The 24,009-nt window shown below is 35.6% G+C and carries 22 protein-coding genes; 15 read left to right on the plus strand and 7 right to left on the minus strand.

The genetic code is table 11. The features are described from left to right. Positions 1 to 8: 8 nt before the first annotated feature. Positions 9 to 1,457, minus strand: coding sequence for a DUF4270 family protein (locus tag HH304_RS01405; protein ID WP_169677654.1), 1,449 nt, complete (start codon positions 1,455 to 1,457; stop codon positions 9 to 11). Next, positions 1,441 to 2,241, minus strand: coding sequence for a glycogen/starch synthase (locus HH304_RS01410; protein ID WP_169677655.1), 801 nt, complete (start codon positions 2,239 to 2,241; stop codon positions 1,441 to 1,443). Before HH304_RS01410 ends, HH304_RS01405 begins: the two co-directional genes overlap by 17 nt. Positions 2,242 to 2,363: 122 nt before the next feature. On the opposite strand from HH304_RS01410, the gene panC reads away from it, so the two are divergent. From panC to HH304_RS01445, 7 genes are all read left to right on the plus strand, one after another. After that, positions 2,364 to 3,212: a pantoate--beta-alanine ligase gene (gene panC, locus HH304_RS01415; RefSeq protein WP_169677656.1), complete on the plus strand. Its 849-nt coding sequence runs from the start codon at positions 2,364 to 2,366 to the stop codon at positions 3,210 to 3,212. Between the two features lie 5 nt (positions 3,213 to 3,217). Further along, the gene (gene panD, locus HH304_RS01420) at positions 3,218 to 3,565 is read left to right on the plus strand and encodes an aspartate 1-decarboxylase (RefSeq protein ID WP_169677657.1); all 348 of its coding nucleotides are present in this window, start codon (positions 3,218 to 3,220) and stop codon (positions 3,563 to 3,565) included. A 2-nt stretch (positions 3,566 to 3,567) separates the two neighbouring features. Continuing rightward, the gene (locus tag HH304_RS01425) at positions 3,568 to 4,629 is read left to right on the plus strand and encodes a lysylphosphatidylglycerol synthase transmembrane domain-containing protein (protein ID WP_169677658.1); all 1,062 of its coding nucleotides are present in this window, start codon (positions 3,568 to 3,570) and stop codon (positions 4,627 to 4,629) included. Next, positions 4,592 to 5,080 (plus strand): D-glycero-beta-D-manno-heptose 1-phosphate adenylyltransferase, encoded by a 489-nt coding sequence (gene rfaE2 / locus HH304_RS01430; protein WP_169677659.1) that lies wholly within the window; start codon positions 4,592 to 4,594, stop codon positions 5,078 to 5,080. The genes HH304_RS01425 and rfaE2 overlap by 38 nt, the downstream gene beginning before the upstream one ends. Positions 5,081 to 5,092: 12 nt before the next feature. After that, complete coding sequence (locus HH304_RS01435; RefSeq protein ID WP_169677660.1) at positions 5,093 to 5,785, plus strand: zinc metallopeptidase; 693 nt, start codon at positions 5,093 to 5,095, stop codon at positions 5,783 to 5,785. A gap of 49 nt (positions 5,786 to 5,834) precedes the next feature. Continuing rightward, the gene (locus HH304_RS01440; RefSeq protein ID WP_169677661.1) at positions 5,835 to 6,974 is read left to right on the plus strand and encodes an acyl-CoA dehydrogenase; all 1,140 of its coding nucleotides are present in this window, start codon (positions 5,835 to 5,837) and stop codon (positions 6,972 to 6,974) included. Between the two features lie 157 nt (positions 6,975 to 7,131). Continuing rightward, complete coding sequence (locus HH304_RS01445; protein ID WP_169677662.1) at positions 7,132 to 8,061, plus strand: helix-turn-helix domain-containing protein; 930 nt, start codon at positions 7,132 to 7,134, stop codon at positions 8,059 to 8,061. Here HH304_RS01445 and HH304_RS01450 read toward each other — a convergent pair. The 4 genes from HH304_RS01450 to HH304_RS01465 form a co-directional block, all read right to left on the minus strand. Continuing rightward, complete coding sequence (locus HH304_RS01450; RefSeq protein WP_169677663.1) at positions 8,044 to 8,817, minus strand: phosphoglycerol geranylgeranyltransferase; 774 nt, start codon at positions 8,815 to 8,817, stop codon at positions 8,044 to 8,046. The two genes, HH304_RS01445 and HH304_RS01450, sit on opposite strands and share 18 nt — an antisense overlap. Further along, complete coding sequence (locus tag HH304_RS01455; protein WP_169677664.1) at positions 8,810 to 9,193, minus strand: hypothetical protein; 384 nt, start codon at positions 9,191 to 9,193, stop codon at positions 8,810 to 8,812. Before HH304_RS01455 ends, HH304_RS01450 begins: the two co-directional genes overlap by 8 nt. Next, a complete protein-coding gene (locus tag HH304_RS01460) occupies positions 9,183 to 9,530 on the minus strand; it encodes a phage holin family protein (RefSeq protein WP_169677665.1) in 348 nt (115 codons plus the stop codon). Before HH304_RS01460 ends, HH304_RS01455 begins: the two co-directional genes overlap by 11 nt. A gap of 105 nt (positions 9,531 to 9,635) precedes the next feature. Next, positions 9,636 to 10,787 (minus strand): Na/Pi symporter, encoded by a 1,152-nt coding sequence (locus tag HH304_RS01465; RefSeq protein WP_271711460.1) that lies wholly within the window; start codon positions 10,785 to 10,787, stop codon positions 9,636 to 9,638. A 237-nt stretch (positions 10,788 to 11,024) separates the two neighbouring features. On the opposite strand from HH304_RS01465, the gene HH304_RS01470 reads away from it, so the two are divergent. The 4 genes from HH304_RS01470 (at position 11,025) to HH304_RS01485 (ending at position 17,387) form a co-directional block, all read left to right on the plus strand. Next, the gene (locus HH304_RS01470) at positions 11,025 to 12,755 is read left to right on the plus strand and encodes a Na/Pi cotransporter family protein (protein WP_169677667.1); all 1,731 of its coding nucleotides are present in this window, start codon (positions 11,025 to 11,027) and stop codon (positions 12,753 to 12,755) included. Between the two features lie 77 nt (positions 12,756 to 12,832). Continuing rightward, entirely contained in the window at positions 12,833 to 14,905 is a 2,073-nt protein-coding gene (locus HH304_RS01475; protein ID WP_169677668.1) for a GAF domain-containing protein, read from the plus strand. Positions 14,906 to 14,942: 37 nt separating this feature from the next. After that, a complete protein-coding gene (gene recG / locus HH304_RS01480) occupies positions 14,943 to 17,036 on the plus strand; it encodes an ATP-dependent DNA helicase RecG (protein ID WP_169677669.1) in 2,094 nt (697 codons plus the stop codon). A gap of 51 nt (positions 17,037 to 17,087) precedes the next feature. Further along, the gene (locus HH304_RS01485; RefSeq protein ID WP_169677670.1) at positions 17,088 to 17,387 is read left to right on the plus strand and encodes an SCP2 sterol-binding domain-containing protein; all 300 of its coding nucleotides are present in this window, start codon (positions 17,088 to 17,090) and stop codon (positions 17,385 to 17,387) included. Positions 17,388 to 17,403: 16 nt separating this feature from the next. Here the strand turns inward: HH304_RS01485 and HH304_RS01490 are convergent, their stop codons facing one another. Then, positions 17,404 to 17,892, minus strand: a complete 489-nt coding sequence (locus tag HH304_RS01490; protein ID WP_169677671.1) for a GNAT family N-acetyltransferase — start codon at positions 17,890 to 17,892, stop codon at positions 17,404 to 17,406. Positions 17,893 to 18,121: 229 nt separating this feature from the next. Here HH304_RS01490 and HH304_RS01495 point away from each other — a divergent pair, with 229 nt between their 5' ends. The 4 genes from HH304_RS01495 to HH304_RS01510 are packed head-to-tail and all read left to right on the plus strand — an operon-like array spanning position 18,122 to position 24,005. Beyond that, a complete protein-coding gene (locus HH304_RS01495; RefSeq protein WP_169677672.1) occupies positions 18,122 to 18,574 on the plus strand; it encodes a MarR family winged helix-turn-helix transcriptional regulator in 453 nt (150 codons plus the stop codon). A gap of 4 nt (positions 18,575 to 18,578) precedes the next feature. After that, positions 18,579 to 20,984 (plus strand): 3-hydroxyacyl-CoA dehydrogenase/enoyl-CoA hydratase family protein, encoded by a 2,406-nt coding sequence (locus HH304_RS01500; protein ID WP_169677673.1) that lies wholly within the window; start codon positions 18,579 to 18,581, stop codon positions 20,982 to 20,984. 34 nt (positions 20,985 to 21,018) lie between these two features. Continuing rightward, positions 21,019 to 22,188 (plus strand): thiolase family protein, encoded by a 1,170-nt coding sequence (locus HH304_RS01505; protein WP_169677674.1) that lies wholly within the window; start codon positions 21,019 to 21,021, stop codon positions 22,186 to 22,188. 17 nt (positions 22,189 to 22,205) lie between these two features. Next, positions 22,206 to 24,005: an acyl-CoA dehydrogenase family protein gene (locus HH304_RS01510; protein WP_169677675.1), complete on the plus strand. Its 1,800-nt coding sequence runs from the start codon at positions 22,206 to 22,208 to the stop codon at positions 24,003 to 24,005. Positions 24,006 to 24,009 lie beyond the last annotated feature (4 nt).

Consider the following 24,009-nt stretch of genomic DNA (forward strand, 5'->3'; position numbering starts at 1 on the left):
AATATTTTTTATTCTTGTAATATACTGTAATATAACTTTAACTGAATATTATCTCTCTCGGTTACTATCCTGTTAAATAAATGTGTTATTTGAAATGGCGTATCGAAAAGTAATAAGTCATTTTTTAACAACAAATCTTGTGACTCAGCTTGTAAAAACATTGTCATCGGTCTTGTATAATAACTTTGAAGCTCATATCTAAAGGGGCCAACCGGAGCAAAAATGTTATCAATTTCCTGACCACCTAATGTTGGTTTTCCTGTATAAGGAGCATTATATACCAAAACCTCATAAGCTTGTTCGTCAAGTACACCTAAAGGCCTAATGGTTGTCGAATCCAAATCGCTAAAAAACAAGTTATTAGAATTATCGCCATAATATAAATTGGCTTCCGAAGCTGGAGCTAAAGTAGTACTGTCGGTAGGCACACCATTTATAGTAAATGTTGCCTGATTTATTTGAAAGCCAATTATATCAGTACTATTTAAACTATCTACAAAAGTTCTGTAATCTGACATATCTATTTTAGCAGCTAACCCGCCCATTGATTGGATAAAGACTTTATCATTAATAAGGTCTCCTTCATAGTTTTCGTAAGGATTAATGCTGGCAATTTCTGTATTTGATCTGTCAAACTCTAAAGCATGGTGATAATCTCCAAAAGTTTGGATAGTTAAATATATAGTAAATGCTTCTGAAGATGTTGCTTCATCAGTTTTTCTAAAATAAATGGTAATTCTTGGGTTTGCATCATTATTGATATAATATGGCTCATCATCCACATCATCAGGAACAATAGCTAAACCTTTAAAGAAATCTTTAAATGCTGTAGTATCAGCAAAAGCACCATTTTCTTTTTTGATGGCTTCAGTGAATAGTTTTTGTCCAAAGGCATTATCAATATTATAAGTCAGGTTCATGCCGGTAATGTTGGCATTTTCATCTCTTTCATCTTCAACTTCAGCATCTCCAATAAAATTCGGGTCGTAATCTAATTTATCAAAAGAGTACCTGTAAAGTCTGTCTTGTGGATAGCTTTCGGTTAACTCATGTATTCTAAACCTTCCTTTTTGAAGTCTTTCCGATTGAAGTTTACTTGAAATCGGGATAAATATTTTCACAGAATCAAAAACTGAGTTTTCATCAAATCGATCAGAAAATGATGACAACGCCGGGGGAGAAGGGCTGTAATAAGCCGTTGATTTTATTTTTCCAAATTCAGAGTCATTAAAAACCCCAATAGGCAAAACTCTGGTTCGGCTGGTAATGACAGAATCCAGCTGAACTTGTTTTAAGTTTAGATTAATGGTTCTTACTCTTGTTTGTAGTCGCCCTACGTTTTGGTCTAACTCAAGTCCTACTTCTGTAGGGTCTTCACATGCTGTGAAAAACAAAAGGGCCAGACATAACAATGCCGGCCCCTTTATGAAAAAGTTCTTATTATACTGCAAGTTCATTGTATAAGTCATAGTATGAATCAATGAGCGTATCTTCGTTATTGATTTCTTTAATGTTTTCAGATTCAAAAAGATTTTTGAGTTCTTCATTATAGTTTTCCTCTGCTTTAATCACGACATCAGCATAAGTAATCCCGGTTTTTATAAACCCTGCCAGATCACCTGTTTTTAGATGCTTTAATTTTTCGTCGTCAATATCAATCATCCTGGCTTTTTCAACAAGGTCTTCGCCAAATTTGTGAGAGAAATTATTGTTATAAATTGTGAAAACACTTTTTGAACCACTAAAAATAGGATCATTTTTATAAGTTGTTTTCAAATACATTGGAATAAGGCTGGTGATCCAGTCATTACAATGTACAATATCAGGTGCCCACCCTAATTTCTTAACAGTCTCTAGTACACCCTTGCAGAAGAAGATAGCTCTTTCGTCATTATCCTCGAAAAATCTTTCTTCTTTGTCATGGAAAACGCTCTTTCTATGAAAATAGTCTTCGTTGTCTATAAAATAAACCTGAAGTTTTGCATTTGGAATTGACGCCACCTTAATTACCAATGGCTTTTCCTCATCGCCGATAGAAATGTTAATCCCTGACAATCTAACTACCTCGTGTAACCTGTTCTTTCTTTCATTGATTGTCCCAAATCTTGGCACCAAAATCCTGATCTCCATTCCTCTTTCCTGCATTGCTTGAGGAAGTTTTCTGACAAAGTCAGCTACTTTTGAGGTTTGTAAGAACGGATTGATTTCGCTTGCAACATAAAGGATTCTAAGCTTCGACATATTTGTATTCCTGGATGGTTTTTTTCTTTTCAAAACACAAAAATACAATTTTTTCTGTTGTTTTTCAAATAAATTACTAAGTTCACGTAAATTTGCGGCTTACTATGCCTAAGCAAATTTAAATGGAGGTATTTTCATCTGTACATTCATACTATAAATGGTGGAGGGCTCAGCCTAAAAACTTAAAGATCGGTTTTGTGCCGACAATGGGTGCTCTACATGAAGGCCATATGGCTTTAATAGCGGAATCTGTAAAAAATGCTGATCTTACAGTCGCTAGTATTTTTGTTAACCCTACACAATTTAACGATCCCGAAGATCTTCAGAAGTACCCTAGAACTCCTGAGCAGGATATAAATCTCCTTAAAGCTGCAGGATGTGATGCGGTATTAATGCCTGAAGCAAAAGATATCTATTCTGATAATTACGATATTTCTATTAACCCGGGAGAATCTGCTAACATACTTGAAGGAGCATTTAGGCCCGGACATTTTCAAGGTGTTTTACAGGTTGTTAGCAAACTCTTTAATATTGTTAAGCCAGATCTTGCTTTTTTCGGAAGAAAAGATTTACAGCAATTACAACTAATTAAAAAGATGGTGTCTGCTATGAGTTTCAACATCGAAGTAATTGGTGTTGGAACTAAGCGTGAGGAAAGTGGGTTAGCGATGTCAAGTCGAAATATGAGATTAAGTGATAAAGAAAGAAGTGATGCTTTATTATTGTATGAAAATTTGATATTGGCTGACAAACTATGGCAAGATGGTAAAGAAATAAGTGAGATAAAGAATGCGGTTACAGAAAATTTTAACAATTTTGAACCTGTAAAACTTGAATATTTTGAAGCTGTTGAACCTGATGCCTTTGAAATCGTTAATTCACGTGAAGGAGTTAAACAAAAAATTGCTTTCTGTGTTGCAGCTTATGTAGGACAGGTACGGCTGATAGATAATATTTTAATCGATAATTGAACAACATGCAACTCGAAGTACTTAAATCAAAAATTCACAGAGTTAAAGTGACGCAAGCAGAACTTCATTATGTTGGAAGTATTACTGTGGACGAAGATTTGATGGATGCTGCTAACCTCATCGAAAACGAAAAAGTTCAAATAGTTAATATAAACAATGGTGAACGTCTGGAAACCTATGTAATTAAGGGTAAAAGGGGAACCGGAGAAATTTGCTTAAATGGGCCGGCTGCAAGGAAAGTTCAGGTTGGCGACATCATTATTATCATTTCATATTGTATATTGCCTTTTGAAGAAGCAAAGAACCATAAGCCGGTACTTGTATTTCCTGATCACAACAATAAGGCAAACTAAGGTTGACAAAGCAACGATTAAAGTTTATTATAAACCTGCTGGTATCCTTCGGACTTGCAGGCTTTCTTTTCTATTTGAGCTATAACTCGATAGAAACTGCTCCTGGACAATCAAAGTCTGAATATATTTGGGCTCTGTGGCAGCAAACAAATAAGTTTCCGTTGTTTCTTTCAGGAGCTTTGATTTTATTGAGTCATATGATTAGAGCGGAGCGCTGGAAATTATTAAATCGCCCGTTAAATTATTTCATTTCTTTTTCGAATAGTTATCATTCTGTAATGACAGGGTATATTGTTAATCTCTTAATTCCAAGAGGAGGAGAGTTGTATCGCTGTTACGTGTTAAATAAACTTGAAGATGTTCCGATCAACGTATCAATAGGGACCGTGATTGCTGAGCGGGCTGCTGATATGGTCTTTTTATTATTATTGATTGGTACTTCATTTTTTATTGAATTTGATAAACTATTATTTTTTCTAAAAGAAAGTGGTGTTCTCTCTTCAATAGGACTTGAAGGATCTTTTTCTCTTAACATTATTCTGATTCTTATTGGGTTTGTAGCTGTTATTTTGTTTACTACTTACTTAATTTGGAAACTTAACAGAGAGTTCTACAACAAAATTCGAGAAAAGGTAAAAGGTCTGATGATAGGAGTTCGTGATGGGCTTGGTTCAATTCTAAGACTTGAAAAAAGAGGACTGTTTATTATTTACAGCATACTAATTTGGGTATTATATTATTTAATGACTTATGCTGTAATGAAAGCTTTTCCTGAAACTAACCAGTTAGGCCTTGTTGCAGCATTATCAGTATTTACTATAGGAGGTATTGCAATGACTCTGCCATTACCTGGAGGTATAGGTTCATATCATGTTTTAGTTCCTCTGGGCTTATCAATTCTTTATCAAATTGATGAAAGTGAGGCTAAGGGCTTTACGTTTATATTCCATTCTTTTTTAACTTTGGTGACTATTGTGGCTGGATTCATTAGTTTGATATATAGCCAGATAAAAATTCATAGAAAAAATGTCAACAAAGTCGTCGAAGAAAATCCTGTCCGATAGGGTTAAAGCATCAGAAATAGTTTCTTCCTGGTTAAAAGAAGGTAAGAAAGTGGTTTTTACAAACGGGTGTTTTGATATCCTTCATGCCGGACATGTTGAATATCTTGAAAAAGCATCTGAGAAAGGTGACTACATGGTGATTGGGTTAAATTCCGATTCAAGTGTGAGAAACATCAAGGGCCCGGAACGACCAATCGTGACTCAGCATGCAAGAGCCAGGGTATTGGCAGCATTGGGGTTCGTGGATTTAGTCGTGTTTTTTGATGAAGACACCCCTCTCCAGCTTATTCAACAACTTAAGCCTTCCACTTTAATTAAAGGAGCAGATTATAATATTAGCAACATTGTAGGAGCTGATTTCGTAATTGAAAATGGTGGTTCTGTTGAAACAATTGAACTTGTTGAAGGGTTTTCTACAACAAACATAATAGATAAAATAAAAGGACTTTAAACTGCTAATAATATGATTTGGGTAATATTTATTTTCTTCGGAATACTAAGTTTTGCTATTCAAAACCGTTTGAAATCAAAATTTAAAAAGTATTCGCAAATTCAGTTACAAAACGGACTTACCGGAGCTGAAATTGCAAAATTAATGCTAACAGATAATAATATACACGATGTGAAAGTAACGTGTATAGGTGGACAATTAACAGACCATTATAATCCAGCAACTAAAACAGTTAATTTGAGTGAGGCTGTTTATCATGGAAACAGTGCTGCTTCAGCTGCTGTAGCTTCTCATGAATGTGGGCATGCTGTGCAACATGCTACAGCATATTCATGGTTAGGGTTCAGGTCTGCTTTGGTTCCAATTCAAAATGTAAGCGCAAAAATTTTAAACATAGTCGTAATGGCGTCTATTTTTGGTGGTGCATTTTTGTTTAATTCATTTCCTACTCAGCTGGTACTTTTAGTAATTATTGGGTCATATAGTGTAATCACCTTGTTTTCTCTTGTGACACTTCCTGTTGAGTTTGATGCTAGTAATAGAGCTTTGGCTTGGGTACAACAAAGAAATATTGTAACCTCTACTGAGTATGGAATGGCAAAAGACTCATTGAAATGGGCAGCAATGACTTATGTAGTTGCAGCATTGGCCTCTTTGGTTACATTATTATATTATGTTTCATTATTATTGGGTTCAAGAGATTAAAAGTATTAAATTCGCTACCCTCAATTTTGAACATTAATCGTAAGTAAGCATGCAACTACAATTTACTGAAGAACAATTGGCAGTTAGGGATGCCGCAAGAGAATTTGCGCAAACAGAATTATTGCCAGGAGTAATAGAAAGAGATACAAATCAGATATTTCCTGCAGAGCAGGTTAAAAAAATGGGAGAACTGGGATTCCTTGGAATGATGGTTGACCCGAAATATAATGGAGGAGGTATGGACACCGTTTCATACGTTCTTGCAATGGAAGAAATTTCAAAAGTTGATGCTTCTGCCAGTGTTATCATGTCAGTTAACAACTCTCTTGTTTGCTGGGGACTAGAAAAATATGGAACAGAGGAGCAGAAAGAAAAATATCTTAAACCGTTAGCTTCAGGAGAAGTCATAGGTGCATTTTGTCTTTCTGAGCCAGAAGCAGGATCTGATGCAACTTCACAAAGAACAACTGCAGAAGATAAAGGAGATTACTACTTATTAAATGGAACAAAAAACTGGATCACTAATGGAGGTAACGCTTCAGTATATCTGGTAATGGCTCAAACAAATCCGGAACTTGGACACAAAGGCATTAACTGTCTTATTGTTGAAAAAGGAATGGAAGGGTTTACTGTTGGTAAGAAAGAGGATAAACTAGGCATCAGAGGTTCTGATACTCACTCTTTGATGTTCCAGGATGTTAAAGTTCCTAAAGAAAACCGTATCGGAGAAGATGGCTTCGGGTTTAAATTTGCAATGTCTACCTTGGATGGTGGTAGAATTGGAATCGCAGCACAAGCATTAGGTATAGCTTCAGGAGCATATGAACTATCTATTCAATATGCTAAAGAAAGAAAAGCATTTGGTAAAGAGATAGCTAAGCATCAAGCAATTCAATTTAAAATTGCTGACATGGCTACAACCATAAATGCTGCTCGTTGGATGTGTATGGAAGCAGCCTATCAAAAAGATCAAGGGCAGAATTATGCCAGAGCTGCAGCAATGGCTAAGCTATATGCATCTCAGGTTGCCATGGATGTTACTATTGAAGCTGTACAGGTACACGGCGGTTACGGATATGTAAAGGAGTATCATGTAGAAAGGTTGATGAGAGACGCAAAAATTACACAGATATATGAGGGTACCTCAGAAATACAAAAGATAGTAATTGCGCGTGATGTCCTTAAATAATGATAAAGTACAATTATAACTTTCGTTATTTTCTTACATGAAGCATTATTCTATTAAATTACAATTTGAGAGTTCGCATATTTTTTTTACTTTGGTGCAGGATTTTTTAAAATGTTACAATTAAAGGCGATTCTTACAGTCGTCTTTATTAGGGCTTATGGAAGATTACAATAAGATAATAGAATCGTTATCGGTTAAATTTTTAAGTGCCAAAAATATTGAGGTACTAAAATCAGTAACTGTAAAGAACCTTTATGATGTAGAAAACACTATCGTTAAATTACGTCATGGAGAGATCACTTTTGGTGAAGATACCAAGGAAACACTTAAAGAAGGGGAGATCCTTTTTATCCCTGGAGGTAAGGGTGTTCCTATAACGTATGGTCCGCAGCCTGCAGATCAGGTGAAGAGTGATGACTTTTTAAATTTGAAAGAAAACTACCTGAGATCTGGTCGTGAAATGTTTTCGCCATCAAATCAAGATGATACATATTATAGTAGTATCAGCTTTACGGCGAAAGTTTTCGATTCTGTAAATTTCTTTGCATCACTGGATATTCCTCCATTTATCATTAGAAATGATGAAAAACTGGCAACGCTGATTGATGATATCATTGATGAGCAAAGCAATGAACTTCCAGGTAGAGACAGACTTGTAAAAGTTAATACGGAACTTTTAGTTGTTGAGGTTATTAGATATATCTTCAGAAAAGAGTTGTTCATTGAGCAACTTGCAACCAACGTTACTTATTTTAAAGACCCACGACTTTTAGATATTTTTGCCTTTATTAAAGAAAATATTGGTGGAGACCTATCAAACAGAGTATTAGCAGGAGTTGCCAATGTTTCTGAAGACTATGTTGGTCAGTATTTTAAAATGCTTACTGGTATAAACCCTCAGGATTATATCGAATATCAAAGAATGGAACAAGCGGTTAACCTCTTAAGAGCTTCTAAGAAGAGTATCCGTGAGATTGGTAAAGAAGTTGGGTATAAAGATACTGCATACTTCTGCCGCAGATTCAAAATGATGTTTGGAATTCCTGCAGGTAAAATGAGAAGAAGAGAATCAGTTATGAACGTTTAATGATTGGTTAAACTGTTCAACAATATTAGCAACCTCGGTCATCAGGCCGGGGTTTTTTTCTATCCCATTACCAACGACAATTACATCAGCACCTGATTCAAGGCATTGAAAAGCTCTGTCTTTTGATGTAATTCCACCTCCGATAATTAAAGGAATATCAATTGACTTTTTAACCATCTTGATCGTTCTTGGAGGAATGGGTTTTTCAGCACCACTACCACCATCCATATAAATAATTTTTTGGCCTAGTAATTCACCCGCCATAGCAGTACTTGCTGCAATGTCTGGTTTGTCTGCTGGTATTGGTTGACTATGACTCATATATCCTGCTGCAGTTGGCTTACCACTATGAATAAGCATATAACCGGTACTAATTATCTCAAGTTTACTCTTTTTAAGGACCGGTGCTACCAGTACATGTTGACCTATCAGTAACTCTGGGTTTCTACCAGAAATTAAAGATAAAAGTAATAGTCCATCAGCATGTGGGTCAAGCTGAAGGTTATTACCAGGAAATAAAATTGCCGGGATGTTTGATTCTTCTTTGATTGCAGAGACTACCCAGGATAAGTTTTGGTGCATCATCAAACTGCCTCCAATAAAGAAGTAGTCAACTTTATTCTCAACAGCCATCATTATAAGCTTATTTAGCTTAGATGTTGATTCGATTTTATCAGGATCGATCAAAACCGCAAAAGATTTTTGACCTTTGTTTGTTCTTTCTAAAAGTGAGCTGTAAATCTCTTTATTATTCATTCGTATTTTCGGTCTCAGTTTCCTGGATATCATCCGGGCTATGGTGTAAAAATGAATTTAGCTTTTCCTTAGCTAATCCTATTGCAAATATAGCAGCCTGATATTTTAAAGCGTTCCAAATTGAGAACTTGTTTTCATGATCTTTATTTTTGGAGTTTATTATTCCAGCTCTCAATTCTTTTTCTTCACTTTCTTCATCACCCCCTTTTACTAATTTATAAGTCATATAGGCTGTAAGAACTACTCCTCCGATGATTAAAGCTCGTTTACCCCATTTTTGAGCTTCATCCATGATTTCATCAAGCTCTTCCTCCATTTGATAACGATAATAATCAGAATTATTCTTTAATTGTTCTATTTTTTTATCACTGTCCATTTTCTGCTATTTTTTTGTCAAACAAGGTTATTAGATAGTCCCGAATTTTTTTCTTGAATGAAGGTGACCGAGAGATATTATAGGTAGTTAATGCCAGAATAGCATAAACTAAAGTTACCGAACCAAATCCAATTAGGATACTGTCCGTCCAATGGGCGATAGCTAGAGCCAGTAAAATACTGACAAAGAGAATAAACATTGAAAGAGTGCTGATAAAGAATATAATTGCAACCACATGGGTGATTATCAATGCCAGTCGTTGTTCAATTTCCAGCTTTGTTAATTCAAGTTTGTTCTCTATAAATTTATTAAAAGCTTCAATCAGGGACTTATACATGGTGGCGATAGATTGATTTATATAAAGTTAGTCCACATTATTATACTCTACCTGATATTACTTAAAATTATTGTGTACTGCAAGCTAACGAGAAGGACATTAAACTTAATGCTGGACGATTTGCTCTTTATTTATTTCAACCCTTCCATTAAGAGTACTGTTGTTTGATTTCTGAGAGAAATAAATCAACGTATACGGAAGTAAAAAGAATATAAATACAATATAGATGAAACCTGCTATTCTGTATTTACCAGTAAGCTCACCTAGCTTTTCAGCCATTATGACGGGTATTTTCCTAAAGGCTTTATTTGGAAGAAATAAAATCACACCAAATAAATTAAATAGTAAATGGACAAAAGCGACATTGATTGCAGCACCACCACTAAATGAGGCTACTAAAAGGGCCGTAATAGTAGTTCCGATATTTGCACCCATGATAAATGCAAACCCATGATTCATAGAAATCTTTTTTGTTGCCACGAGTGGAACAACTAAAGGAGTGGTTACCGAACTACTTTGGACACCAGCTGTAATTACTGTTCCCCATAAAAAAGATCTATATGGGTTTGTAAAGAAATACTTTTGAAGCTTTTCTTTTGACTCTCCAATTAAAACCAAGCTTCCGTACTTAGCAAGAAGCTTAATTGTGATTAATAATATAATGAATGATAATACTGATAGGAGTAAATAACTATCAAACCAACCAATTATAATAGATGAAATCTTTGTTTCATTGGTTATAAAAGTAAAATCAGTATTAATAAGGCTGGTGTTTAACAGATGAAATTTATCTGACAAGAAAGTGGCCGATCGACTCAAAAAGCCTGTTGTAATTTCCAGAGGGAACAGAATTGCTGTAACAATAATATTAAACATATCATGAACTGTTCCTGCTGCTATTGCCCTTCGGAATTTATTTTTTTGATTTACAAATGTAAGTGATACTAAGGTACTTGTTAATGTTGTCCCGATATTAGCTCCCATTATTATTGGGATTGAACTTTGAAAAGAAATTGTTCCGGCGGCTACCATTGTAACTATTATACTGGTGACTGCTGAACTACTTTGAATAATTGCTGTCGCTATTAAACCAATGAAAAGTCCAATGAAAGGATTGCTTGTCGCTTGAATCAGTGAATTAATAGTATCCTGACTCAATAATCGCAAAGACGAAGCCATTACATTCAGAGTTATAAAAAAAATTATCAGACTACCGATAATTATTGTATAATATACGTGGACCCTTCTGTTATTCATTAAGTACCATAAAAATATTCGCCTGCAAAGATAAAAGATAGGTTTTAATTCTCATTTATAGACAATATCATTAAAATGTTAAATTAAATATTTATTTTGATTCTGTAAATCAGCTAGTTATTACTAATTATAAACTTAATGTTACCTGAATGTTAACAACAGACTAAGGCTTAACAATTATTTAATGGCACCTTTTCAAACACTCTTCTTAGATTTGCACCAGAAAAATTTAACAATATGCAACTTGGAATTTTAGACTTACTCGCAATACTCGGTTCACTGGGTATTTTCATCTACGGGATGAAAGTAATGTCGGAGGGTATTCAAAACCTTGCCGGCGATAAGTTAAAAAACATTTTAGGGTACATGACCTCAAACAGATTTGGAGGTGTTGCTACCGGTTTTGTTACTACTAGTTTAATTCAGTCATCATCAGCAACGACTGTGATGATCGTAAGTTTTGTGAACGCAGGACTCCTTAACCTAAGACAGGCCATAGGGGTGATTATGGGAGCAAACATTGGAACAACCATGACAGCCGTTTTAATAACTGTCTTCGGGTTTTCAAAGTTCAGTGTTTCAGATTATACTTTGGTAGTAATTGCATTGAGCTTACCATTGATGTTCTCCAAGAAAAGTAACTTAAAATCTCTTGGAGAATTTTTATTTGGATTCGGTTTACTTTTTATGGGACTTGACATGTTAAAAGACAATGTTCCAGATCTAAAAAGCAATCCGGATGCATTGGCATGGATTCAGAATATCAGTGATATGGGTTATGCCAGTGTAATAATTTTTGTGTTCATTGGTACACTTATTACCGTTATTGTGCAGTCTTCAAGTGCTGCTATGGCAATTACATTGATAATGTGTGATCAGGGTTGGATTGCATTTGATGTTGCTGCTGCGTTAGTTCTAGGTGAAAATATTGGTACAACCATTACAGCAAACCTTGCGGCAATGGTTGGTAATTCATATGCTAAAAGAGCTGCGCGAGCTCACTTCATTTTTAACGTATTTGGAGTAATATGGATGCTAGCTCTTTATCATCCATTTTTGAATTTGATAGATTACATTGTTGTTAACTATATAAAACTGCCATCACCATTTGTTGATGCGAAATCTGTAAAATGGGCATTAACAATATTCCATATTTCGTTTAATGTTATCAACACATTTTTACTTGTATGGTTTGTTCCTTTAATAGAAAAGACTGTAATTAAAATGGTTCCGATCAAGGAAGATTCAGAAAGTGAACAATTCAAGTTGGAATATATTGGTACAGATATTATGAGAACGCCTGAGCTTTCTCTAATAGAAGTAAGCAAGGAGTTAAGCAACTTCGGAGCCTTGACTAAAAAGATGTTCAACAAACTTAAGGATCAACGACATAGCACTAGATCAGCTGACTATGAGGGAGCATTTAACAAGATTCAGAAGTATGAGGAAATGACTGATAACTTTGAAGAAGAAATTACAGCATATCTTGTTAAACTATCTGAAGGTAGATTGAATGTTGACACTTCTGCGAAGGTTGTAATAATGCATAGTGTAACAAACGACCTGGAAAGAATTGGAGATTCTATTCTTGACATTTCTAAAAACATCAATAGACTTTATAAAAAGAAGCTGAAGCTTGATAATAAACAAAACAAGCGACTAGACGAACTTTCTGTTTTAGTAGAAGAAGCTTTTGATATCATGTTGGATAACCTTGAAAAGGGTACTTTCTCAATTGACCTTAATGAAGCAAGAAAGAAGGAGCAAGAAATTAATAAGTTAAGAAAAAGACTTCGTAAAGCTCAAATGAGAGTTATTGAAGACCCGAATTATGAGGTAAAAGCAGGAATCTTGTTTAGGGATATTTATCAAGGTCTTGAGCACATGGCTGACCAGATATTTAGCGTTAACCTTGCACTGGCAGGAGAGAAATTTGACCTTGACGAGATTTTAGAAGAGGACATTTAATTTAACATAGCCTTAATTTTAAGGTTCAAAATCAGTAATAAAACGACTCTACCTTTGTGTTTTAAACTAAGACACAAATGGAGAATTACTATAAGAAAAGTATCCAGGCAAAAGTATTTGCCTATGTATTTGGATTCTTTCTGGTCGTTTTATTACTGATTTTTCTTTTACTGTTCAATCAAGCTAAAGTTGGCCACCTCTCTAAAATAGAGTCAGACTTCAGGAATGTAGCATACAATGTTGAGATTGCTGCCCATGCTCAATCAAAATTTATGATTGATGGACGCAAAGAGGAAAAATTCCTGACTAGCAGACAGTCTGATGATATTAAAATTGCCATGGAACACCTAAAAATGGCATCTGAAACTCTCGATCAAATAGTGACCCTAAACCAAATTGACAATCAAGAATTAATTAAAAATGCATTAATTCTTAAAAAGTCGGTGAATACATATCGGTCAAATCTAAAAGAACTAGTTAAGAAAATATTTTATCGTGGCTTTAAGGATCATGGCTTGGAGGGAACTATGAGAGACTATGTTCATCCACTTCAAAAACTTGATGATCCAAATGAACAAATATTTGCTCTTTCACTTCGAAGACATGAAAAGGATTTCATGCTAAGAAAGGACTTGAAATATGTAGATAAGATTTTACAAACCGCTGAGGAGTTCAGACAATACATTAAACAATCAAATGATGACCAGTTTATCATAGATCAAAAGACTGATATAATTAATAAGTATGTAGTCAATTTTAATAACATTGTTGAGATTGAGAAGGAAATCGGATTAACTGAAGACGAGGCTATTCGCGGTACTTTATCAAAAGCCAGACAGTCTTTTACTCCAGTTCTTGATGTTATTGAAAAGGAGTTAAAACGAATTGAAAATGACACACAAAAATTTAGTCAGATTGTAATTGTCTCTTCTATTGCTTTCTGCATTCTCTTTACCTTTTTATTAGGTTATCAGTTTAGTAGAGTTATCACCAAACCAATAAAAAAATTAAATCGATTAATAAAAGAATATCATATCGGAGAGGAAATTCCTGATTCTAAATTTGAGTCGTTATATAAAGAAGATGAAATGGGAAGTCTTGTCAAAAGCTTCCGGAACATGTACCTATCAGTAGAAGATAGTCTACACGCTTCAATAAAAGCTCAGCAAGAGCTTAAAGTATTTGCTACTGAAATAGAAAATAAGAACAGATATTCAGAGTATTTAAATAAACTAATTAACTCGATAAACGGAAATTATAATAATACTTTGCGAGAGGTTGTAGAGGTTTCAGGAGCTCAACTCGGCGCGATTTACTCTTTGAGTGATAATAAGGAATTCATGGAAATGGTTGCATGTTATGCTTTTTCCAGAAAGAAGTATACTTCTAAAGAGTTCACAAGAGGAGAGGGAATGGTTGGTGCAGCATGGTTAGAAAAAGAGCCAATCTATCGAACTGAAATTCCGCAAAATTATATGAATATTACCTCCGGGCTAGGAGAAACAAAACCTTCATATTTAATAATTGTACCTCTGATCCATGAAGATGAGGTTGTAGGAATATTGGAATTGGCCTTTTTAATTTCTCCACAAAAACTAATTGAGAACTTGCTTGTAGAGTTTGGAAATCGGCTTGCCTCTGAAATGCACTTGTCTGCTCTACAAAAAGAAAAGACTCGTACATTAGAGTACTATGAAAACCTATTACAAGAAAAATCTTCCATGGTTGATATAAATAAAAATGAACTGATCAATGTTGGAACTCTTAACCTGATTGAAAGTGTATTTAATGGTATTATTATTACTAATGACTTCTTCGAAATACTTTTTTCTAATGAATGGATAAAAACCAAATTAAACCTATATCCACAAGGAAACATATTTGATTTTATTAAAAAACGGGATATTAAAAAGGTTGAGCAGTTTTTATTCAAGATAAGCACTAATGATTACTCAAAGAAGAATAAAAATATAGAGATTGAATTATCGGGTATGTTGGCCGATACTATAGTTTCATTAAGAGTAATTAAGTTTGACTACAACGGTGTTGTAAACTTAATGTGGTTATTTAATTCTATCGATTTTTATAAGGTTGAAGAATTAATTCAAAACCTAATTGATGGCCGATCTCTTTCAAATTCAAATGATTGATGTAATTTTATGACCTGCAAAGAATTTTTCTAACTGCATGTCAAGATTTTTTCAAACAAGTATTGAATTTATAAAGGGAGTTGGGCCTCAAAAAGCCGCAATGCTAGGTAAAGAGCTTGGAATTTTTACTTATGCAGACCTTATTCAGTACTATCCTTTCAGGTACGAAGATCGCTCTGTGTTTCATACAGTTTCTGATTGCCGATATAAAGAAGGAGAAAATGTTCAGTTAAGAGGTTCGGTCAGATTTTTTGATACCATCGGGGAAGGAAGAAAAAAAAGACTTTCGGGTGAATTTTCAGATCACACGGGAACAATAGAATTAACCTGGTTTCAGGGTATTAATTGGGTGTTAAAAGCATTCAAGCCAGGAGTAAATTATATTGTGTATGGAAAAGTGGCTCGTTATGGCAGCAAATTTAGTATTGCCCACCCAGAATTTGAACCAGAAACAACTGCATCAACAAAACTTGGGCTGCAGCCGGTTTATAGTAGCACAGAGTTACTCAGAAGGAAATATTTAGATAGTAAGGGAATTTCTAAAATTGTTCGATCGCTTCTTCAAAAAGCACTTACAGAAATACCTGAGACACTACCTGAGTCCATAAGAAAGAAATATAATCTTCCAGGTAAGGCAGAGAGCATAAGGCATATTCATTTTCCTGCAGATCAAAAGAAGCTTCAACTTGCCAGATACCGACTTAAATTTGAAGAGCTATTTTATATCCAGCTTCGATTAATGAAGTTGAAGCTTCATAGGCAAGAAGCTTTTAAAGGATTAGTTCTTGATAAGACAAAGTTGCTTTCAGAGTTTTATGAGAAGCATCTTCCTTTTGACTTAACCGGAGCACAAAAAAGGGTTTTAAAAGAAATTTATAAAGACCTGAAGTCTGGTAAGCAAATGAACAGGCTTTTGCAAGGGGATGTAGGAAGTGGAAAAACCATTGTTGCATTTATTTCTTCATTATTAGCTATTAATAATGATGCTCAATGTGCATTAATGGCTCCTACAGAAATTCTGGCAGATCAGCATTATCGGGGCTTAAAACCATTTGCTGATGAATTGGGGATTAGTATTGAGAAGCTTACTGGATCAACAAAAAAATCTGATCGAAAAAAAATTCATGAAGGCCTGGTTTCAGGGCAGGTTAACATTTTAGTTGGCACCCATGCCCTTATAGAGGATACCGTACAATTTCAAAATCTCGGACTGGTAATTATTGACGAACAACATCGGTTTGGTGTTGCTCAAAGAGCCAAATTATGGCAGAAAAACATAAAGGCAGTGCCACATATTCTTGTTATGACAGCCACCCCAATTCCTCGTACTTTGGCCATGACTCTTTATGGTGACCTGGAAGTTTCGGTTATTGATGAACTTCCTGCCGGAAGGAAACCCATTCAGACGATTCATCAGTATGATGCTCAACGATTAAAAGTTAATGCTTTCTTAAAAAAGGAATTAGAAGCCGGAAGACAAGTTTATATTGTTTATCCATTAATTGAGGAATCTGAAAAACTTGATTACAAGGACTTGATGGATGGCTTTGAAAGTATCTCCCGTGCTTTTCCTGATTATCAAATAAGCATTGTTCATGGTAAGCAAAAGCCAAAGGATAAGGATTTTGAAATGCAACGTTTCGTAAAGGGAGAAACGAGAATAATGGTAGCCACTACTGTTATTGAGGTAGGTGTGAATGTGCCGAACGCAACAGTAATGGTTATCGAAAATGCTGAAAAATTTGGTTTGGCACAGTTGCATCAGTTGAGAGGCAGAGTGGGAAGAGGAGGTGATCAGAGCTATTGTATTTTAATGTCAAGCTATAAATTAAGCAAGGAAGCAAGAAAAAGATTAGACACAATGGTCAGAACAACTGATGGGTTTGAAATAGCAGATGTGGACTTGCAATTAAGAGGGCCTGGAGACTTAATGGGAACACAGCAAAGCGGAGTTCTTGATTTGTTAATTTCAGATTTGGCTAAAGATGGACAAATTGTTCAATTGGCGAAAGAAGCGGCTTCTGACTTGATGAAATCAGATCCCGAACTTGTATCTACTGATAATCGTTTAATCCGAATACAGGTTGATTCGCAACAAAAAAACATATTTAATTGGAGTAGAATTAGTTAATATTCGACATGCATACTAATTTAGTATGACCAAAAATTAAGTTATAAAAAGATGGACTTCAATAAAGCTACTGAATTTATTCAATCTAAAGCGACAAATGCTTCAGAGCCTTTGGGAAATAAAATTAAGTTTACTTTTCCGGAAGGTGTGATACATGTTAATGGTGATCAAACTCCGATGGAAGTTTCTAATGATGATAAGGAAGCAGATTGCAACATCAAAATGAAGCTTGCAGATTTTCAAAAACTTATTAGTGGTGATCTAAACCCGATGATGGCCGTAATGAGTGGTAAGATAAAAATTGAAGGTAATATGGGTGTAGCAATGAAGCTTACTCAACTAGTAAAATAATAAGGAGGCCGCTGATTTATTCAGCGGCTTTATCAAAAAAGGTTTCTATTCCCTCTTTTTCAACTTTGCAATTATACCATTCCGTTTCAACGTTAGCACCAAGCTTTTTATAAAAATCAATAGCAGGGGTATTCCAATCTAAAACTTGCCACATCAATTGTTTGACTCCTAACTCCTGGCCCTTTTTTACATAAGCATTAAAAAGGTTAAGACCATGACCCTCACCTCTTCGGTTTTCCGTCACAATCAAGTCTTCCAGATATAAGCAACGCCCTTTCCAGGTACTATACCTTATATAGTAGATTACTATGCCAACAATTCTGTTAATTTCTGTGTCTTCAGCAACGATTAAACCAAAAGAAGGATCCTGACCAAATCCATCAATTTTCATTTCTTCAATGCTATTGATTACTTCTTCAGGAGCTCTTTCATATAGAGCTAATTCTTTCACAAGCTCAAATACCTGAGGGATGTCCTCTATTTTTCCATCTCTAATTTCAACCATGCTCAATGATAATTAAAATGAGTGAAAACCAAAAAGTTGAATTGAATCAAATACTATCAATTTTCTATTATTTATTTAGCAACAAAATATTATTGCTTCAATCCGAAACATCCCCATACTTTATATTATTAATTCACAACTCATTGAAATTTAAGGGAAAAAATTTTTTAATTATGTTATGCATGCATAATAATTTTTTATATATTTGGAAACGATTGAAATTAACCCCATGAAGAAAACTGAAAGTGTAGATTACTACATTAAGACTGCCTGGCATGCTATTGCTCGCATGTACAACCACCAGGCGGTAAAGGAAGACATCACGACATCGATCGGATTCGTATTGTTGAACATTGACACAGAATTTGGAACACCGGCAACCAAAATAGCTCCATTAATGGGGCTTGAATCAAGAAGCCTTACCAGAATGCTGAAAAGTATGGAAGAGAAAGGGCTAATTGAACGTGTTCCAGATGAACATGACAAGCGTTCTGTAAGAATTATGCTTACTCATTTGGGAAAAGAAAAGAAGGAAGTTTCCAAAAGAGTAGTAAAAGCATTCAATTATACTGTTTATGATGAAGTAGCTTCTGAAAAACTGGAAGTGTTCATTGAAGTAATGCAACAAATACTATCGATCATTGAAGAAAACAACATTTACAAAGAAACAAACTCCCATTAAGAACATGAAGAACAGATCAATCAAAAAAGTTGCTGTGCTTGGATCCGGTATTATGGGTTCCAGAATTGCCTGCCACTTTGCCAATATCGGTGTCAAAGTCGTATTATTGGATATTGTTCCTAAAGAATTAAACGACAAAGAAAAAGCGAAAGGGTTAACCCTTGAAGACAAAGCTGTAAGAAACAGAATTGTTAATGAAGCTTTTCAAACTGCCGTAAGTTCAAAACCCGCTCCCCTATACGATACAGCCGATGCTTCCAGAGTAACTCTTGGTAATTTCACCGATGACATGAAGCTTATTGCTGACTGTGATTGGACAATAGAAGTTGTTGTTGAAAACCTGGACATTAAAAAAATTGTATTTGATCAAGTTGAAAAATACAGAACTCCTGGTACAATTATTTCAAGTAACACATCAGGTATTCCAATTCATTTAATGCTAGAGGGTCGTTCTGATGACTTTAAAAAGCATTTTTGTGGAACTCACTTCTTCAACCCTCCTAGATATTTAAGATTATTAGAAATTATTCCTACTCCGGAAACTGATCAGAGCATTGTTGATTTCTTGATGGAATATGGTGATTTATACCTCGGTAAAACTACTGTATTATGTAAAGACACTCCAGCATTTATTGCTAACCGAATCGGTATCTATGCGATAATGTCTACCATGCATACCGTGGAAGAAATGGGTCTTAAAGTCGGAGAAGTAGATAAACTAACAGGTCCGATTGTTGGTAGAGCGAAATCTGCAACATTTAGAACTATGGATGTTGTTGGTTTGGATACTACAGTTAAAGTATCAAATAACCTTTATGAAGGATTGCCAGACGATGAAAGTCGTGATACGTTTAAGCTTCCAAAAATTGTTCAGGAATTATATGACAGAAAATGGTGGGGAGATAAAACAGGTCAGGGTTATTATAAAAAGACTAAAGATGAAAGTGGTAGACGTCTGATCCTTGAATTAGACTTTGATACTTATGAGTATACCGAGGCATCAAAGCCAGCTTATTCATCTACAAAAAAAGCTAAGGAGATTGAAGACCTTAGAGAAAGACTTAAGTTCTTGCATAATGCTAAAGATGAAGCTGGAGAGTTTTACAGAAAGACTTCATATGATGCCTTCAGATATTGTTCAAACAGAATTCCGGAAATTGCTGATGAGCTATATAAGATTGACCAGGCTGTTTGCGCTGGTTTTGGTTGGGAATTAGGCCCATTCGAAACTTGGGATGCAATCGGTGTTAAAGAGGTTTTATCTCAAATGGAAGAAATGTCATTAAAGCCTGCTCAATGGGTTTATGACATGGTTGAAGCCGGAAACACTTCTTTCTATAAATCAGAAAATGGACAGAAACTTTATTATGATATTGATTCTAAATCATATAAGGTAATTCCTGGTACAGAAGAGCTTATTCTATTAGACAGCTTCAAAGATAATAATGTAGTATGGCAAAATGCCGGGGCAACTCTTTATGATATTGGAGACGATGTGTTATGCCTTGAGTTCCATACTAAAATGAATGCTATTGGTGCTGAGGTTATCGAAGGAATAAATGTTGCGATTACAAAAGCAGAAGCTGATTACAAAGGTTTAGTAATTGGTAATGAAGGTCAAAACTTCTCTGCTGGCGCTAACCTTGCAATGTTGTTCATGTTTGCAACAGAGCAAGAGTATGACGAAATCAACTTAATGATTGCTCAGTTCCAGAAAACAATGATGAGAGTAAGATACTCTTCTATTCCGGTTGTTGTAGCTACTTCAGGAATGGCACTTGGTGGAGGATGTGAAGTAAGCCTTCATGCAGATGCGGTCGTAGCACATGCTGAAACTTACATGGGACTAGTTGAGTTTGGTGTTGGGCTGATTCCAGCAGGTGGAGGAACTAAAGAAATGACTCTACGCACATCAGACTCATATGATAAAGGTGATGTAGAACTTAATAAACTACAGGAAACCTTTATGGCTATTGCTACTGCTAAAGTAGGAACTTCAGCTAAAGAAGCTTATAACCTTGGGTTTATCCAGGAAAAAGATTCATATACTTATAACAGGTCTCGTTTATTGGCTGATGCAAAAACAAAAGTACTTGAATTGCATGAGGCTGGTTATGTGATGCCGGTTAAGAGAACAGACATTAAAGTTCATGGTAAAGTAGCCATGGCAATGTTTGAAGCAGGTATTACCGGAATGCTTTACGGTAACTTTATTTCCGAGCACGATGCAAAAATTGCAAGAAAGCTTGGTTACGTAATGAGTGGTGGAGACCTGTCTTCTCCGACACTAGTATCGGAAGATTATTTATTAGAGCTTGAAAGAGAAGCATTCTTAAGTCTGACAGCAGAAAGAAAGACTTTAGAGCGTATTCAAAGCTTGTTATTTAAAGGCAAACCTTTAAGAAATTAATAATCGTTTAATTAACTGATAGACTTAAATAAAGATGGAAGCATATATAGTAAAAGGATATAGAACAGCTGTTGGTAAGGCCGGTAAGGGAGGATTAAGATTCACCAGACCGGATGATTACGCAGCTGATGTGATCAAGCATCTGGTTTCACAAGTACCAAATTTTGATCCAAGCAGAGTAGATGACCTATTCGTAGGTTGTGCTGTACCTGAAGCAGAGCAAGGTATGCAGATTGGTAGAATGATTTCATTGTTATCACTACCTCAAAATGTTGCAGGATGTACCGTTAACCGTTATTGTGGTTCTGGTGTTGAAACTATTTCAATGGCAGCAGCAAAAATCAAAGCTGGAATGGCAGATTGTATTATTGCCGGTGGTACTGAGTCAATGTCAATGGTTCCAATGATGGGATATAAAACTGCATTGAACTATAAAGTTGCATCGCAAACTCCACAGTATTATCTAAGCATGGGTATTACTGCAGAGGAGGTTGCTGCTGACTTCAAAATTTCAAGAGAAGATGCAGATGAGTTTTCATATAAATCTCACATGAAAGCTTTAAATGCAATTGAGCAAGGTTACTTCAAAGATCAAATTGTTCCGATCAAAGTTGAAGAAACTTACTTAGACGGAATGAAGAAGAAAACCAGAGAGTATGTTGTTGATACTGACGAAGGACCAAGAAAAGGAACTTCTGTAGAAGCTCTTAGTGGATTACGCCCTGTATTTAGAGCAAATGGAGTAGTAACTGCTGGTAACTCATCTCAAACCTCAGATGGCGCTGCATTCGTAATGTTGATGTCTGAGCGCATGGTTAAGGAGTTGAATATTGAGCCAATCGCCAGAATGGTAAGTTATGCTACTGCTGGTGTTGACCCTCGAATCATGGGTATCGGTCCGGTTGAAGCGGTGCCAAAGGCATTAAAAATGGCAGGATTGAAAAAAGACGATATCGATTTGATCGAGTTAAATGAAGCTTTTGCAACTCAGGCTTTAGCTGTAATCCGAGAACTTGACCTTGATATGGATAAGGTTAATGTAAATGGTGGAGCTATTGCTTTAGGTCACCCTCTTGGATGTACAGGAGCGAAACTATCAGTTCAGTTATTTAACGAACTAGAAAGAAGAAATAAAAAATACGGTATGGTTACAGCTTGTGTCGGTGGAGGCCAGGGTGTAGCAGGTATTTACGAAATGTTATAACCCAAAAAATTACTATTATGTCTACAGTAACAGATAAAAAACAAGCAATTAAGGGAGGCGAATTCCTTATAAAAGAAACTAAGCCACAAGACATTTTTACACCTGAAGAATTCAGTGAAGAGCAAAAGATGATGGCTGCTGCTACTCGTGATTTTTATGAGCACGAGATCGTTCCAAGAATGGAGAAGTTAGAAAAAGGTGAGTACGCACTTGGAGCTGAGTTATTAAAGAAAGCTGGCGAGCTTGGACTTTTAGGTATTACTATTCCTGAAGAATATGGTGGATTAGGTATGAGTTTCAATACGTCTATGCTTATTGCTGATGTATTGGGAGCCAGTGGGTCTTTCTCTACTACATATGGTGCTCATACAGGAATCGGTACTCTACCAATTCTTTATTATGGTACGGAAGAGCAAAAGAAGAAGTATTTACCATTGCTTGCTTCTGGTGAGTGGGTAGGATGTTATTGTCTTACTGAGCCAGATGCTGGTTCTGATGCAAACAGTGGAAAAACTAAAGCTGTACTATCTGACGATGGTAAATATTATAGCATTACTGGTCAGAAAATGTGGATATCGAATGGTGGGTATGCTGACTGTCTGATTGTATTTGCAAAAATCGAAGATGATAAAAACTTAACAGCCTTCATCGTTGAGCGTACCTGGGATGGTATCACAATGAATGACGAGGAAGTTAAACTTGGTATCAAAGGATCTTCTACACGTCAGGTATTCTTTAACGATGTTAAAGTTCCGGTTGAGAATATGTTATCTGATAGAGGTAACGGTTTCAAAATAGCAGTTAATATTCTGAATATTGGTCGTATCAAGCTAGGTGTTGGCGGAATCGGTGGAATGAAAGAAACTGTTAATCTTGCTACCCAATACGCTAATGACAGAAAGCAGTTTGGAACAAGCATCGGAAAGTTTGGAGCTATTCAGTATAAGCTTGCTAACATGGCTAGTAAAATTTATGCTACTGAATCGTTAAACTATCGTGCAGGTCAGGATATCGAAGATCAAACTAATGCTCTTGTTGAGAGTGGAATGAATGATGCTGAAGCAAAACTTAAAGGAATTGAACAATTCGCTATCGAGTGTGCAATTTCAAAAGTTCATGGTTCAGAAGTTCTTGATTACTGTGTAGACGAGGGAGTGCAGATTTATGGTGGAATGGGATTCTCTGAAGATGCACCAATGGCTAGAGCATATAGAGATGCTCGTATTACAAGAATTTACGAAGGTACTAACGAAATCAACAGAATGTTGATGGTTGGAATGCTACTTAAGCGTGCAATGAAAGGTGAAATCAATCTGTTTGAACCGGCCATGGCAATTACTCAAGAGCTAACTGGTATTCCTGATTTCAATGTTGATTATGGTGATGGTTATTTTGCTAAAGAATACCATGTTCTTAAAAACCTTAAGAAGGTTTTCTTAATGGTTGGTGGTAAAGCAGCACAGACCTTCATGGGTAAGATCGAAGAAGAGCAAGAAATCTTAATGGACCTTGCCGATATCATGATCGAAATTTATGCTGCAGAATCAGCATTGTTGAGAACTGAGAAGTTGATAGGTGTTAAAGGAGAAGATGCTGCTCAACTTCAGATCAACATGAGTAAGCTTTACTTAGCAATGGCTATTGATAAAGTTAAAACTGTTGCTAACGAAGCTATTTGTTCATTTGTTGAAGGAGATGAGCAAAAAGTAATGTTGATGGGTCTGAAGAGATTCACTAAGGCTGATTCTATCAACTACAAAGCAATAAGAAGAAGTATTGCAGAGGAAATGTTAAAATCTAACAAGCTTCCTTTTTAACGAT

Source organism: Marinigracilibium pacificum, assembly GCF_012926615.1.
GTDB lineage: Bacteria > Bacteroidota > Bacteroidia > Cytophagales > Cyclobacteriaceae > Mangrovivirga > Mangrovivirga pacifica.